The 14,546-nt window shown below is 67.2% G+C and carries 15 protein-coding genes; 11 read left to right on the forward strand and 4 right to left on the reverse strand.

Going from position 1 to position 14,546, the window contains the following annotated elements; all coding sequences use genetic code 11:
- From ACOOHP_RS19430 to ACOOHP_RS19440, 3 genes are all read right to left on the reverse strand, one after another.
- Positions 1-690 (reverse strand): HAD family hydrolase, encoded by a 690-nt coding sequence (locus ACOOHP_RS19430; RefSeq protein WP_420468126.1) that lies wholly within the window; start codon positions 688-690, stop codon positions 1-3.
- 129 nt (positions 691-819) lie between these two features.
- On the reverse strand, positions 820-1,755 hold the full coding sequence (locus ACOOHP_RS19435) for a hypothetical protein (RefSeq protein WP_420468127.1): 936 nt from the start codon (positions 1,753-1,755) through the stop codon (positions 820-822).
- A gap of 62 nt (positions 1,756-1,817) precedes the next feature.
- On the reverse strand, positions 1,818-4,307 hold the full coding sequence (locus ACOOHP_RS19440; RefSeq protein ID WP_420468128.1) for a YadA family autotransporter adhesin: 2,490 nt from the start codon (positions 4,305-4,307) through the stop codon (positions 1,818-1,820).
- Positions 4,308-4,520: 213 nt separating this feature from the next.
- On the opposite strand from ACOOHP_RS19440, the gene ACOOHP_RS19445 reads away from it, so the two are divergent.
- From ACOOHP_RS19445 to bfr, 7 genes are all read left to right on the forward strand, one after another.
- A complete protein-coding gene (locus tag ACOOHP_RS19445; protein WP_420468129.1) occupies positions 4,521-5,093 on the forward strand; it encodes a sigma-70 family RNA polymerase sigma factor in 573 nt (190 codons plus the stop codon).
- Complete coding sequence (locus tag ACOOHP_RS19450) at positions 5,090-5,659, forward strand: hypothetical protein (RefSeq protein WP_420468130.1); 570 nt, start codon at positions 5,090-5,092, stop codon at positions 5,657-5,659. Before ACOOHP_RS19445 ends, ACOOHP_RS19450 begins: the two co-directional genes overlap by 4 nt.
- A 7-nt stretch (positions 5,660-5,666) precedes the next feature.
- Complete coding sequence (locus ACOOHP_RS19455; protein WP_420468131.1) at positions 5,667-9,041, forward strand: CHAT domain-containing protein; 3,375 nt, start codon at positions 5,667-5,669, stop codon at positions 9,039-9,041.
- 101 nt (positions 9,042-9,142) lie between these two features.
- The gene (locus ACOOHP_RS19460; protein ID WP_420468132.1) at positions 9,143-9,652 is read left to right on the forward strand and encodes an RNA pyrophosphohydrolase; all 510 of its coding nucleotides are present in this window, start codon (positions 9,143-9,145) and stop codon (positions 9,650-9,652) included.
- Positions 9,642-10,181 carry a DUF2799 domain-containing protein gene (locus ACOOHP_RS19465; RefSeq protein ID WP_420468133.1) on the forward strand — a complete coding sequence of 180 codons (540 nt, stop codon included), beginning with the start codon at positions 9,642-9,644 and terminating at the stop codon, positions 10,179-10,181. Before ACOOHP_RS19460 ends, ACOOHP_RS19465 begins: the two co-directional genes overlap by 11 nt.
- A gap of 97 nt (positions 10,182-10,278) precedes the next feature.
- On the forward strand, positions 10,279-10,512 hold the full coding sequence (locus ACOOHP_RS19470; protein WP_420468134.1) for a (2Fe-2S)-binding protein: 234 nt from the start codon (positions 10,279-10,281) through the stop codon (positions 10,510-10,512).
- Between the two features lie 128 nt (positions 10,513-10,640).
- The gene (gene bfr / locus ACOOHP_RS19475) at positions 10,641-11,126 is read left to right on the forward strand and encodes a bacterioferritin (RefSeq protein ID WP_420468135.1); all 486 of its coding nucleotides are present in this window, start codon (positions 10,641-10,643) and stop codon (positions 11,124-11,126) included.
- Between the two features lie 185 nt (positions 11,127-11,311).
- Here bfr and ACOOHP_RS19480 read toward each other — a convergent pair whose 3' ends face one another.
- Entirely contained in the window at positions 11,312-11,734 is a 423-nt protein-coding gene (locus ACOOHP_RS19480) for a CopD family protein (protein WP_420468136.1), read from the reverse strand.
- A gap of 64 nt (positions 11,735-11,798) precedes the next feature.
- Here ACOOHP_RS19480 and argC point away from each other — a divergent pair, with 64 nt between their 5' ends.
- Genes argC through erpA form a run of 4 tightly spaced genes read left to right on the forward strand, consistent with a single transcriptional unit; the run spans position 11,799 to position 14,462 of the window.
- A complete protein-coding gene (gene argC, locus ACOOHP_RS19485) occupies positions 11,799-12,830 on the forward strand; it encodes an N-acetyl-gamma-glutamyl-phosphate reductase (protein ID WP_420468137.1) in 1,032 nt (343 codons plus the stop codon).
- Positions 12,831-12,840: 10 nt separating this feature from the next.
- A complete protein-coding gene (locus ACOOHP_RS19490; protein WP_420468138.1) occupies positions 12,841-13,605 on the forward strand; it encodes a DUF6776 family protein in 765 nt (254 codons plus the stop codon).
- Positions 13,606-13,610: 5 nt separating this feature from the next.
- Complete coding sequence (locus tag ACOOHP_RS19495) at positions 13,611-14,087, forward strand: bactofilin family protein (protein ID WP_420468139.1); 477 nt, start codon at positions 13,611-13,613, stop codon at positions 14,085-14,087.
- 24 nt (positions 14,088-14,111) lie between these two features.
- Positions 14,112-14,462, forward strand: a complete 351-nt coding sequence (gene erpA / locus ACOOHP_RS19500) for an iron-sulfur cluster insertion protein ErpA (RefSeq protein WP_420468140.1) — start codon at positions 14,112-14,114, stop codon at positions 14,460-14,462.
- The last annotated feature ends 84 nt before the right edge of the window (positions 14,463-14,546 follow it).

Consider the following 14,546-nt stretch of genomic DNA (forward strand, 5'->3'; position numbering starts at 1 on the left):
CTACAGAGCAGCCAGAGCGTCTGCGTCTGCCGGCGCGCCGCGCAGGCTGATCACTGGCCAGCCGTTGCGCATCGCCTCCTCGCGCAAGGCATCGTCCGGGTCCACCGCGATCGCTTCGTCGGCGCGACGCAGCAGCGGCAGATCGTTGTGCGAGTCGCTATAGAAGCGCACGCGCGTCGGCGTCGCGCCGGTTTCCTGCAGCCACTGCTGCAGACGCAGCACTTTGCCCTCGCGAAAATTGGGCGTGCCGGCGAGCGCACCGGTGTAGCGGCCGTCGACGAATTCCGGGTCGGTGGCGATCAGCGTCTCCACTCCCAACAGCGCCGCCACCGGCTCGGTGATGAAACGGTTGGTGGCGGTCATGATCATCAGATGGTCGCCGCGGGCGCGATGTTTCTCTAGCAGCCGCGGCGCCAGCGGTGCGATCGCCGGTTCGATCTTCTCGGCGACGAACTGCGCGCGCCAGCGCTGCAGTTCGGGCAGCGGATGCGCGGCCAGCGGTGCAAACGAGAAGCGGCAGAACTCGCGGATGTCGAGGGTGCCGTTGCGGTACTGGTCGTAGAAGATCTGGTTCTGCTGTTCGTAGGCGGCCGCGTCCACCCGTCCGCGCTCCACCAGAAAGCGCCCCCACAGGTAATCGCTGTCGCCCGCCAGCAGAGTGTGATCGAGATCGAAGATGGTCAGTTGCATGCGAGCTAGTTTCGGTATTGCACCGCTGCAACGCCAGCAGGGCACACCGAAAAAGCGCGTTACGCGCCTCGATTCCGGGAAAGGCTGCGACCGGCACGCACCGCAGCCGGTCGCGTCGGTGCCCGACTCCTATTGCGACTCCATCCAGATCGCCTCCTGAAAGCCGTAGAGATTGACGTTCTTCTGCAGCACCCGCGGCGCGATGTAGCCGTGGGCCGGCGTGTAGCCGAACGCGGTCCGCGGATGCGCCACCGGCTTGCCGTCGCGAATCTGCAACCGGAAGCTGCGCAGCCTCGCCTGGTCGCCCTTGCGCGACAGGCGCAGTTCGTACTTGCCGTCCACCATCAGGTCGGCCAGCGAGAACGGCAGCGGGTTGACGTTCTTGATCTCGTGCGGATGAAACAGGCTGAGCTTTTCGCGCTTGAAATGCTGGTTGGAAATCTGGCCGACGTTGCGCCGGCTCTGCGCCACCAGCGTGCCGCCGCGCAACAGTTGCGCCTCCACGCCGTCTTTCTGCGCGCCAGCGGGCAGGTCGTCGGCGCCGGTCCAGAACACCACGTCCACCGCCTGAATCTCCTTGTAAGGGCGCAGGATCAGGTAGCCCCATTGCGACCACGGTCCGCCGTAGGTCCAGGTCTGGCTGCCGTCGAACGCATCGCCGCTGCCGCGGGTCCTGGCGGTGAATGGCAGCTCGCCGGCGCGTGCACCGTTGACGGTGAAGCGCAGCGCGTAATCGCCGGGACCGGGTAGCTGCACTTCGCCCGGGCCGCTGACCTGCAGGCGACCGAAAGCCTTGTCGGTGAAACGGTATTCGGGGAAGAACGCATGGCTGGCGAGCACCTTGCCGCTGGCGTCAACGACCTCGGCCTGTGCCTGCACCGGAGCAGGCGGCGCAAAGACCAGGTTGTACTCGTCCACGCGCAGGCGGCCGCCGGCGTGAAAGGGGCTGTCGAGCATGGACTCGAAATCGACGCTCGGTGGTGGCGTTGCGGCTTGCAGGTTCATGGTCGGGATCAGCAGCAGGGCGATGGCGAGGGTTCGTGCGTAGGGTCGGTAGGGGCTCATGGCGGGCTCGTGTCGGGAAGTACGGAGTTGCGGGGGCTTGCGGTTCGATGCGGCGAGTGGCCTCACCACCCGAACCCGAAGCCGCCGCCGTAGGTGGTTTCGCTGCCGCTGAAGGAGCCGCCCAGGGTCACTGACAGCGTGTCGGTCAGTTGTTGCTGGTAGCCGATGGCCATGGCACTGGCACCGCCCAGATGGCCGTAGCCCACCGCGATGCGATTCTTCGCATCGATGGCGGCAGCCGAGGCCGTCATCTGCGCCATTGCCGCGCCCATCGCGCCGATGCGATCAACGCGGCCGTCGAGGCGGTCCACGCGCCGGGTGACATCGGCGGAAAAGCCCTGCACCTGCGCGCTGAGTGCGTCGAAGCGGGTATCGGTGTAATCCATCGCGCTGCGCAGGATCTGCTGATCCTGGCTCTGCGCGTAGCTGCGCGCCTGCGCCTCTGCGCTCTGCACCTGACCGACGGTGGCCGCATCGGTGGACGCACTGCCGTCGGCGAGATTGACCACGCGACGCTCACTACCCGCAGCGCCCACCGACACGGTGCGATCCTGATCCGCCACCGAGTCGGCCCCCAGGGCCACACTGTCATCGCCGCTGACCTGTGCGTTGCGGCCCAGCTGGCCGGCATCGATACGGGTCTGCACCGCGGCAGTCGAACCCTGGGCCAGACCCGCCGCACTCAGCGCCTGGTCCGCCGTGCTCTGCGCCGCCTCGGCGGCGGCCTGCGCCGTGCCGGCCAGATTCACCGCGCTGTCCGCCGTGGCCTGGGCCATGCCGGCTGCGCCCATCGCGCCGTCGGCGCGGTCCTGTGCCAGGTCCGCCGACGCCTGTGCCGTGCCCGCCGCCGACAGCGCGCTGCCGGCCGTGGTCTGCGCGGCAGTGGCGGATTGCTGCGCCTGGCTGGCGCTGCTTTGCGCAGCGTTGGCCACCGCCAGCGCATCGGTGGCGATGCCCTGTACCGAGTTGGCCGCCTCCAGCGCCGTGTCCGCCGTGTCCTGCGCCGATGCGGCCGCACCCAGCGCCTGGTTGGCGGTGGACTGCGCGCCATTGGCGGCGCTCAATGCCTGGTTGGCGCGGCTATTGGCGCTGTTGGCCACACTCAGGGCATTGGCTGCGCTCTGGCCGACCGCATTGAGCTGCCCGACATTCACCGCGTCGGTGTCGGTCACGCCAGCGGCCAGATTCACCAGGCGCCGCTCGCTGCCGGTGCTGCCGACGGACACCGTATTGGCCTGGTCGGCCACCGAGTTGCTGCCCAGGGCCACCGCGTTGGTGACGTTGGGCATCACCTGCGTGTTGCGCCCGATGGCCACCGAGCTGTCGGCGCCTGCACCGATGCGCGCCGCGCTGTTGAGGTCATCGCCACTGCCGATGGCAATGGCGTGATCGGCGAAGTTCTGGTTGTTGGAACCCAGCGCCACGCTGTGGTCGCCTTCCACCACGTTGCCGTGACCGGCCGCGAGGTTGCGTTTGCCGATTACGTGGTTGCGACTGCCCAGCAGCGCGGCTTCATCGCCGCTGACCTCGTTCGAGCTGCCGATGGCGCTGTTGGACGCGCCATAAGTCTGGTTGTTGTTGCCGACGGCGGTGTTGTTGCTGCCCTCCACCGTGTTGTTGGTGCCGGCGCCCAGGCTTTGGCTGGCCGCCAGCGTGCCGCCCATGCCGTCGAAGCCGCCGGTGACATCGTTGGAATTGCCGAAGGCGTGGCTGGCTCCCTCGCCCAAGCTGTCGACCGTGTTGTTGGAGCCCACCGCGGTGGCATCGGACCCCGTCACTGTGTTGCTGGTGCCGAAAGCATTGGTGCCGCTGGGGAAGTTGACGTTGCCGACATTCACGAGATTGAGATCGCCGACCGCGTTGCTGCGCGAGCTGTCCACCACGTTGCGCGAGCCCAGCGCATTGGCGTTGGTGTTGCCGACCGTGTTGTTGTAACCGAAGGCGCTGGACTGATCGATGGGCGCGGCAAAGGCGCCGTCGATGACCTGATTGCCGTGTCCGACCGCAGTGGAGCCGGTGCCGTCGGCGCCGACGGTATTGTCGTAGCCCAGCGCGCTGCTGCGTTCGCCCTCGGCCGTGTTGGTATTGCCGACTGCGCTGGCGTTGAGTCCCAGGTCCGGATCGCCGGCGTCGCCCGTGGTGTTGTCGTAGCCGACAGCGGTGCTGAAGCTGCCGTAGGTCTGGTTGTTGTAACCAAACGCGCCGCTCTCGTCGCCGAAGGCGCGGTTGTAGCTGCCTACTGCGGTGGCTTCATCGCCGGACAGCGGGTCCAGCGGATCGCCGACCTGGTTGTCGAAGCCGAAGGCGTTGCCATCCAGGCCGTGAACGTCGTTGAAGGCGCCGACGGCGCTGCTGCTGTTGCCGGTTGCGAGGTTATTGCTGCCGAGCGCGCTGCTGCCGGCGCCGGCTGCTTGGTTGTCGGGGCCGCAGGCGAAGGCATCGACGCCGGCCGCTGTGCTGCCCAGCGTCTGCTCGCCGGCATCGTTGCTGCCGTCGCAGACGCTTTGGGCCTGGGCAGGCGCCGCGAAGGCCAGCAGCAAAGCCATCGACATCAGGCTGCGGGCGCAGGGTCGGACAGTGGGAGAAAGATGTAGGGACGCAGCAGGCATGACGGCTTCCTCGGGGCGGTTCGTGAAGCTTTAACGCCCGAGCGGCTAACATCGGCATTCCCTGCGGCGAACATCGGTGTGACGCCGTACTCAGCGGTTCTGCATGGCAGTCGTTTCGGATCGGGCCATGCCGATTCCGCCAACCCCTGCGTTTCAATGAAAGCGGATGACGATCAGGCGTTGATGCTGCGCTTCCAGCAGCACGGCGATTCCCAGGCTTTTGCGCGGTTGTTCGAGCGGCACAAAGACGGCCTGCTGCGCTTCTTGTTGCGTCTGACTGCGTCGCCGGTACAGGCCGAGGAGGTGTCGCAGATCGTGTGGATCAAGCTGCTGGAAGCCGCCGAACGCGGCACCTACCGGGCCAGTGCGACCGCGCAGTTCCGCACCTGGCTGTTCACCTTGGCGCGCAACGCCTGGCTGGATCTGGAACGTCGCGGCGCACGGCTGGAATTTCGCGGCGAAGTGCCCGAACCCGAGGTGGAGGACGGCGCGCCGCAGGAGCGCGCACTCGAGCAGGCGCAGATCGATCAGGCGCTGGAGCGCGCCATACAGGCGCTGCCGGTGGAGCAGCGCGAGGTCATCGCCTTGTGGGCGGACGGGGTGCCCTACCGCGACATCGCCCGGATTCAGCGCGTGGCGGTGGATACCGTCATCGGCCGCAAACGCTATGCGGTGGCGCACCTGCGTGCGCAGCTGGATGCCGCTGGCATCCGATGGAGTGACGCATGAACACCTCCGAGCAGGACCCGGCGCCCCCCGAGGACCCATCTTTCGAGTCCATGCTGCAACGTCGCCTGCGTACCGGATCCACCGGCACCGCAGTGCCCGGCGCGGCCCACGACGCCGACATTCTGCGCGCGGCGGCGGCCAGCGCTTCGCGCATCCGCCAGCGGCGTCGGCGTCGCTGGCAGGCACCGATGGCCCTGGCCGCGGGTTTGGTGCTGGCGGTCGGGGTCACCTGGCAGTTACAGCGAGCGGGACCGGAACCGCTCATCCTGCGTGGCGGCGCGGCGGTGGGCGAGGCGACGCCGCCCAACGAGGCCGTCCTTGCGCAAGCCCCCGAGTCTCTGGCCTGGCCGCCGGTGGACGGCGCCGACGCCTATACGCTGAGCCTGCGCGATGCCAGCGGCGAGCTGCTGTGGCAGGCCGCGCAGATCGAGCAAGAACGCATCGAGCTGCCGCCCGAGGTTCGCGCGCGGCTGGTCGCGGGCGGCACGTTCCTGTGGCAGGTAACGGCCGAGCGTCCCGGCGGTGCCGTGCCGGCCGGCAATTTCTGGTTCGAGATTCGACCCTGAGCGTCTGATGTCGATGCGGTCATGGCTGCTGACGGTGTCGACCGCGATGGCGCTGGGCGGCGCGCCCGCCCTTGCCGCCGAAGTTGCAGGCGAGCGCGGAGTCGAGGTGATCGGCACCGACCCGCTCGCCGCGGGGGCGCGGGGCGGTCTGCGCGTCGGGGACGTGATCGAGCAGGTGCAGGTGGTCGGCGCACGCGGCGCAGCAGGCGACCGCCAGGCGGTAGCGACACCGCTGGAGGTGCGTGCGGCCGAGTTCGCGCGCGCCGGTCCGCAGGACCTGCGCCTGCAAGTGCTACGCGGCGGCGCGCGCCTGCAGCTCGAACTTTCCGCCGGCACCCTCGGCGCCCGACTGCGTCCGCGGTTGCCCGCGCCCCTTGCCGAGGAACTGGTGGCGGCACTGGACGAGGCCGGCGACGAGCCGCTGCGGCCCCTGCGCGATCGGCTGCTGGCAATGGAGCACCGCCGTGCGGCCACCTGGGTGCAGTACGAGATCGCACGTCGGCGTGCCCGGAACTCGGATGTGCCGGGGGCGCTGCAGGCCAGCCTTCACGCGATCGAGCTGGCTGCGGAGGCGTCGGTGGCGCTGCCGGTGGCGGAAACGATCCGCCTGGATGTCGCCGCCGATCTGGCTCACGCCAGCGAGTTGGTGGAGGCCGAGCATCAGCTGCAGAGCATGCTGGCGCCGCTCGAGGCGGCTTGGCCGCGGTCGCGCCTGTATACCGAGACGCTACACGAACTCGGCCGCGCCCGACTGTATCTGGGCAAGACCGAAGCGGCGCAGGCGCATTTCGCGGCGGCCATCGAAGTCAGCGATGCGATGGCCGACGAGTTCGGTCGCGCTAGCGGCATCTACCTGCAAGGACAGGCGCATCTGTGGCGCAACGACAATGCCGCCGGCCTGGTGAACCTGACCCAGGCGCTGAAGATTTTTCGGCGGATCGAGCCGGGCGGGCGCGAGGAGATTCTGTGCCTGCTGCGGCTGGCGCTGGCGCACCGTCAGGCCGACGCGCTGGACCATGCGCGCACTTATGCGGAGGCCGCATTGGAGAAGATCGAGCGGCGCGATCCCCAGACCGGCCTGGATCATGCGCTGTTCGAACTCGGGGTGATCGCCTCGCGCCAGCACCACGTTCGCGAGGCCGAAGCGTTCCACCAGCGCGCGCTCGCGCATCTGGACCAGCATCATCCGCAATCGCAGGGACGCGCCTACATTCTGAACTCGCTCGGCTACCTCAAGACCTTGCGACGCGACTATGCCGGCGCGCAGCGTCACTACGAACAGGCGCTGGCGTCGTTCGAGGCCTTGGAGTTGCGACCCGACATCGGTCTGGCACTGCAGAATCTGGCCGACAACGCGGTGCAACAGGGAAATCTTCCCGGCGCCGACGACTATGCCCACCGCGCGCTGGAGGTGCTGCAGTCGCTGCAGTCCGCAGATACCGCCCTGACCCCGCTGTGGAACATCCAGGCGCGTGTCGCGCTGGACAGCGGCCGTCTCGAGCAGGCCGGGACGCTCTATCGAAAAGCCTTGCAGCGCGAGCAACGCGCGGCACCCGATAGCCTGCGGGTGTGGGGTAGCCATATCGGCCTGGCACGGCTGGCGTTGCAGCAGCAGCACAGCGCCGCGGCCGGCGAGCATCTGGAACCTGCACTGAAGATCGCCCGGCGGCGGGCGCCCGACAGCCGCTTCGTGGCGCTCACCGAGTTCGAGCTTGGCCGCGTGGCGGAGGCGCAAGGGCGGATCGAAACCGCCAGCCGACGCTATTTCGCCGCTATCGACGCCTTGGAATCGGCCCAGGGTCTGCTCGGCGGCAGCTTGGCCGAACAGGCCGGCTTTCTGGCAGGCGATGCGCGGCTGTATCGCCGCCTGATCCGGGTCCTGACCGAACAGGGGCGCCACGCCGAGGCCTTCGAAGTGTTGGAGCGCTACCGCTCGCGTCTGCTGCTGGATATCAACGCCAGCGCAGGGGCGGCGCTGCCGCTGGACCTGCCGACAGCGCTGGCCGGCCGTGTTGCAGCGTTGCAGCAGCGGCATGATCGCGTTTCCGGTCGTCTGCTTGAGCTGCCGGATGCCGACGACGCCCGGACCGGCCCCTTGCTGCTTCAGATCGATGGGCTGCGCCGTGACATGGCCGAGTTGTACCGGCAGGTGCAGGCCGACGCCGATCCGCAGCGACTGGCCAGCATGGGCATGAGCCCCAGGCCGGACCTCGCAGCGATCCGTGCGGCGCTGCAGCCCGGCACCTTGTTGCTGTCGTACGCAGTGATGCAGGAACGCAGCTACCTGTTCAGCCTCAGCCATCGCGAGCTGCGCGTGCTGGAACTGCCGCATGGGCGCGCCGCGCTGGAACCGCGCATCGCCGCGCTACGCGCCCTGATCGCGCTGACCCGTCCCAACGCGTTGCTCCGGCAGGCCTTGCATGACAACGCGCATCGGCTGTTTCAGGACCTGCTGGCGCCGGTTGCCGGCGAGCTGGCGCAGGCCCAACGCCTGGTGATCGTGGCCGACGGACCCCTGCACGCGCTGCCGTTTGCCGCCCTGGTGAGTGCGCCCGCCTCGCCGACGCGCGCCCGGCCCGAGTATCTGATCGAGCGGCTGCCGATCTCCCTGGCGTTGTCGGCGGCCGCGCATGTCGCTGCAGGCGATGGCGACGCGCACCGTCCGCGTGGCGCCGACGAGCTGGTGGTGTTCGCGCGTGCGCAGGGCGTGGCGGTGCCGTCTGCGGTCGCCGATACACGCGATGGCCGGCGTCCGGCCTTGCCTTACGTCAGGCAGGAGGCCCTGGCGATCGCTGGCCTGTACGGTGATCGGGCGCAGGTCTTTCTGGACGCGCAGGCCAGCGAATCCAGAGCTAAACAGGCCGGCGGCAAGGCGCGCATCCTGCACTTTGCGACACATGCGGTGCTGCAGGAGGCGCTGCCGCTGGACTCCTATCTGCTGCTCGGTGCCGGCGACGGCGACAACGGACTGCTGCAAGCCTGGGAGGTGGCCCAGCAGATGCGCCTGGACGCCGACCTGGTGACCTTGGCCGGCTGCGACACCGTGATGGGCAAGAACTACGCGGGGGTCGGGCAACTGGGGCTGCACAGTGCGTTCATGGTCGCCGGCGCGCGCGCGGTGCTGGGAACGCTGTGGGGCGTGCCGGATCGGCAGGCCAGTGACCTGATGCAGTTGTTCTACCGGCATCTGGAGAATGGCGACACACCGGACCTTGCCCTGCAGCGAGCACAACGGGCGCTGCTGGACGGGCGCGTACCGACGGGCTCGAACGGGCTGGACCGTCTCCTGCGTGCTTGGGAAAGCCTGTTCGACCGCGGTGGCGAGGCGAACGCGGCGTCGAGCCATTGGGCTGCGTTCCAACTCACCGCGGCCGGTCGCTGAAGCAGTCTTGTCGCCAGTGCCGGCCCACCGCCGGCGCCGCTTTCGTATCCTCAGGGGGGCATGCACAATCTCAGGCAATTTCCAGGCGCTTGCAGCAACCCGTGATCGATCCGGACGGCTATCGACCCAATGTCGGCATCATCGTGGCTAATCCGGCCGGCGAGGTGCTGTGGGCCAAGCGCGTCCGGCAGCAGGCCTGGCAGTTTCCGCAGGGCGGCATCCAGCACGGCGAGACGCCCGAACAGGCGATGATCCGCGAGCTCAACGAGGAGCTGGGACTGTCGGCCTCCGACGTCCAACTGGTGGGCTGTACCTCGGGCTGGCTGAGCTATCGCCTGCCGCGCCAGTTCGTGCGCCGCGGCAACCGGGGTCGTACCTGCATTGGCCAGCGACAGAAATGGTTCCTGCTGCGACTGGTGGGTCCAGAGAGCAGCGTACGCTTCGATCTGACCGACCAGCCGGAGTTCGACGGCTGGCGCTGGGTGAACTGGTGGCTTCCGCTGGACGAGGTGGTGGCGTTCAAGCGCGAGGTCTATCGCAGCGCGCTCAATGAATTGGCGCCGCTGCTGGATATCTCTCCGCGGGGATCGGCATCGGCGGATGCGGTTTAGTCTGCCGCTGGTGGCCGCCGCAGTCCTGCTCGCGGGCTGTGCAACCTTGGACGAGGCCGAGTGCCGCAGCGTCGACTGGTTCGACCTGGGCGTGCGCGACGGTGCCGACGGCTACGCGGCCACGCGCATTGGCGATCACCGCCAGGCGTGCTCCGAATTCGGGCTTGGCGTCGAGCAGGCTGACTGGCGTCGCGGCTACGAAGCGGGGCTGGAGTCCTATTGCACCATCGACAACGGGTATGCCGTCGGCCGGCGCGGCATGTACTACGGCCGTGTGTGCCCGCTCGACATGGAACGCGATTTCCTGGCGGCCTTTGCGCTGGGACGCGAAACCTACGATGTCGAGCAGGAAATGGCGCAACTGGATCAGCGCATCGTGTCGCTGGAATCGCGCCTGGCGCGATCCGAAGACCTGTCCGACCAGGCACGCCTGGACGCGCGGCGCGCGCTGGGCGAGCTGTATCGCCAGATGAGCTGGTTGCGGCGCTCGCGCGACCGGCTGGAGTTCGAATGGCGTTCGCGATTCTGACTGCGCGACAACGCGGTGCGCGGTTGCCGCAGCCATCGATGCGGCTCATTCAACTACATGGTTGACAATCATTCTCATTAAAATTAACGTCGGCGGCATGATTGTCTGCATCTGCAAGGCTGTCTCCGACAAGCACATCCGCCGCGCCGTCCACGCCGGGGCCACGACCCTGCGCGAGGTCAGCCGCGAACTGGGGGTGGGCACCTGTTGCGGCAAGTGCGTGCCGCAAGCCCGCGAGCTGGTGGCCAGTGCGCTGGGTGAGCAGACCCTCAAGCTCGGCGACTTGCTGGCGGCGCCAGCAATGGTCATGGGCGCCTCGGTGGCGGCTTGATCAAGCTCGTCCGATGCGCCTGAGAATCGCACGCAAAATCAGTTAAAAAGTCTTTTGGCTCAAATAGTTGCGATGGACTCGGTGGGCGCCGGCAGGTACACTGCGCGCCGGTCTCACGGAGAATTCCCATGCGCGGCGATCCCAAGGTGCTCGAATACCTCAATCAGGCGCTTAAGAGCGAGCTGACAGCCATCAACCAGTACTTTCTGCATGCGCGGATGCTGGACAACTGGGGCTTGAAGAAGCTTGGCAAGCACGAGTACGCCGAATCCATCGACGAGATGAAGCACGCCGACCAGCTGGTCAAGCGGATCCTGTTTCTGGAAGGTCTGCCCAACCTGCAGGACCTGGGCAAGCTCTATATCGGCGAGGACGTCAAGGAAGTCCTGGAATGCGACCTCAAACTGGAGATGGAGGCGCATCCGATGTACCGCGACGCCATCACCCATTGCGAATCGGTGCGGGATTACGTGACTCGCGAACTTCTGGTCGAGATCCAGGAAAGCGAGGAAGAGCACATCGATTTCATCGAAGAGCAGCTGGGCCTGATCGAGCGCATGGGCCTGCAGAACTACGTGCAGACCGCCACCGGCGAGATTGAAGGCAGCGCCTGAGGCGCTTGCAGAGTCGCTGCCGGTGGGCCGGCGCCCCGGGTCCGCGTAGGGCGGGCCGCGCCCGCCGTCGGGGCCATCGATCAAGCGCGTTGGCGGCCACGGGCCGCCCTACGGATGGTGATCTTCGGCTCGGATTGACCGGCGCGCCGATGAACGCGGGGGTATCGGCCGTAACGGTTGCGCCCTCAGAACGGCTTGACGATCACCAGGATCACTGCGCCGAACAACGCCAGCACCGGCGCCTCGTTGGCCCAGCGCCAGAATACGTGGTTGCGGGTGTTGGTGCCGGCGGCGAAACGGCGCAGGTGCAGCTTGAGCCAACCGTGATACCCCGATAGCGCCACCACCAGCGCCAGCTTGGCATGCATCCAGCCCTGCGCCATGTAGCCCGGCAGCAAGGTCAGCAGCCAGATTCCGAATGCCCAGGTCAGCACCATGCCGACCGTCATGATCGCGTAGAGCTTGCGCTCCATCGTGCACATGCGCTCATGCTCCGGGCCGGTGGCGGCAACCTGGGTGTGATAGACGAACAGGCGCGGCAGGTAGAACAGCCCGGCGAACCAGGTCACCATGAAGACGACGTGGAGGGCCTTGATCCAAAGCAGCATGGCGGCGCGTATGAATGAACAGGCGGGTCGCTAGAATAGTCGTCTTTCCCAGCGTGCAATGCTCATGATCAAGGTTGGAATCGTCGGCGGCACCGGCTACACCGGCGCCGAGCTGCTGCGTTTGCTGGCCCAGCATCGGGCCGCGCATGTCGAAGTGCTGACCTCGCGTCAGGAATCCGGTAAACGCGCCGACCAGCTTTTCCCGTTTCTGCGCGGCAGCAGCGACGCCGTGTTCGAGTCGCCCGACATCGAGCGGCTGGCCCGGTGCGACGCGGTCTTTTTCGCCACACCGCACGGCACCTGCATGCAGATGGCGCCGCAACTGATCGAGCGCGGCGTGCGCATCGTGGACCTGTCGGCCGACTTTCGCCTCAAGGATCGCGACGTCTTCCAGCGCTGGTATAAGCAGCCGCATACGGCGTTCGACCTGCTGCAGGAAGCGGTCTACGGCCTGCCGGAATGGGAGCGCTTTGCGGTCGCCAACGCCCGTTTGGTGGCGAGTCCCGGCTGTTATCCCACCGCCGTTCAACTGGCGCTGATGCCGCTGCTGGAGATGGGCCTGATCGAACTGAACGGCATCGTCGCCGACTGCAAGTCCGGCGTCAGTGGCGCGGGGCGCGAGGCCAGGATCGGGTCGTTGTATTGCGAGGCGACCGACAGCTTCAAGGCCTACGGTGTGTCCGGACATCGGCACCAGCCGGAAATCGAGCAGCAACTCGCGTTGTACGCGGAGCAACCGGTGGGACTGACCTTCGTCCCGCATCTGGTGCCGATGAGCCGCGGTATCCACGCGACGATCTACGTGCGGCCCAAGGATCCGGACTACGACTTCCAGAATCTGTTCGAGCAGCGTTACCAGGGCGAGCCGTTCATCGATATCCTGCCGACCGGCGAGCATCCGGAAACGCGCAGCGTGCGCGGCTCGAATGTCTGCCGCATCGCGCTGCACCGTGCGCCGGATCGCAAGACCCTGATCGTGCTGTCGGTGATCGACAACCTGATCAAGGGCGCCTCCGGGCAGGCGTTGCAGTGCTTCAACCTGATGTTCGGCTTCCCCGAATCGCAGGGACTGGAATCGCCGCCGCTGGCGCCATGATGGCGGCCCGGTGAAGCGTCATCACGTCGTCGTCCGCGGCCAGCGCTCGCGGCAGGCCCTGCTGCTGTGGGCGCTGGCCGCGGTGGCGGTGGTGGTGATCGGCTACGTGATCTATCACCAGGCCACCGATCCCAACTCCACCTGGTTTCGCGATCCGGACAGCGAGATCGTGCAATTGCGCGACGAGCGCAAGCGGCTGGTCCGCGATCTGCGGGCGGCCCGCAACGAGCTCGACGATCTGCGCGGACAGAGCACTTTTGCGGCGCGCTCCTGCGAGATCGACGCACAGGCCTGCGAGGCGCTGCGCGACACCGTGGCCAGCATGGAATCCCAGAACGCCGAGTTGCGCGAACAACTGGCGCTGTACCGCAACATCCTGTCGCCGGAGCAGGCCAGCACCGGGATTCGCGTGCTGCAACTCAAACTCAGACCCGAGGACGGCGCGCGGATCTGGCGCTACGACCTGATCCTGGTGCAGCCCCTGCAGCGCGATCGCACCGCCAGCGGCACCTACGACTTTGCGGTCGAAGGCCTGGATGACGGCACCCTGGAGACCTATCGGCTGGACCAGCTGCAGGTCGGCGAGGCGGACAAGGACGTCCGCAAGTTCTCGTTTCGCGCATTCCAGGAGTTCGGCGGCCGGATGAGGCTGCCCGAAGGTTTCCTGCCGTCGCGAGTAACCGTTACCCTGTCCCTGGACAACGACGGCCCCAAGGGCGGCGTGGTCAAGGAACCCTACGATTGGTCGCGGCTGGTGGAAGCCGGCGAGGAGTAAAGGCGATGAGCATGTTCGGCAGCGGCGACGCCTCCGGGCGCAAGAAGGCCACTGCGGTCAACACCCTGGTGGGCGAACTGACCGAAATCCGCGGCGATGTGCTGTTTTCCGGCGGCCTGCACGTGGATGGCCGCATCCGCGGCAAGGTGATTGCAACCGTCGGCGAGCCGGCCTCGCTGTCGATCAGCGAGCAGGGCGCAGTTGAAGGCGACATCAGCGTCCCCATTCTGACGGTCAACGGTACGGTGTCCGGCAACGTCTACGCCAGCGAGAAGATGACGCTGGCCGCGCGCGCACGGGTGACCGGCAACGTGTATTACAGCGTGCTGGAAGTGCAACCCGGAGCGGAGGTCAACGGTCAGATGGTGCATGATCCCTCCGGCGATCGTGCGCCGTCCGCCATCGGCGAGCCGCGCGGGGAAGCTGCCAGTGCCAGTGGCGCCATTCATGACCTGCGCCGGCCCAAGGTCATCGCGTCCTGAACGATTCATTGAAGGTTTAGTCCCATGGAAGCTGAAACCCTTACCGAAACCCCCGTCCTGTTCACCGATTCGGCTGCACGCAAGGTGCGCGAGCTGCTGGACGAGGAAGAAAATCCCCAGCAGGTGCTGCGCGTGTTCATCAGCGGCGGCGGCTGCTCGGGATTCCAGTACGGTTTCAAGTTCGACGATGCCGCCGAAGAGGACGACGTCCAGGTGGAAAATCACGGCGTGCGCTTGGTGGTGGACCCGATGAGCATGCAATACCTTGCCGGCGCCGAGATCGACTACAAGGAAAGCGTGGAAGGCGCGCAATTCGTGATCCGCAATCCCAACGCCTCCACCACCTGCGGCTGCGGATCCTCGTTCTCGGTCTGAGTCCTCGCCGTGCCGGCCGCCGATCCGCGGGCGGCGACCCCGGTTGCTTCGAAACGCCGCGCGCTCCTGTTCGGGATCGGGCGG

Source organism: Panacagrimonas sp. (genome assembly GCF_965216805.1).
Taxonomy (GTDB): domain Bacteria; phylum Pseudomonadota; class Gammaproteobacteria; order Nevskiales; family Nevskiaceae; genus Panacagrimonas.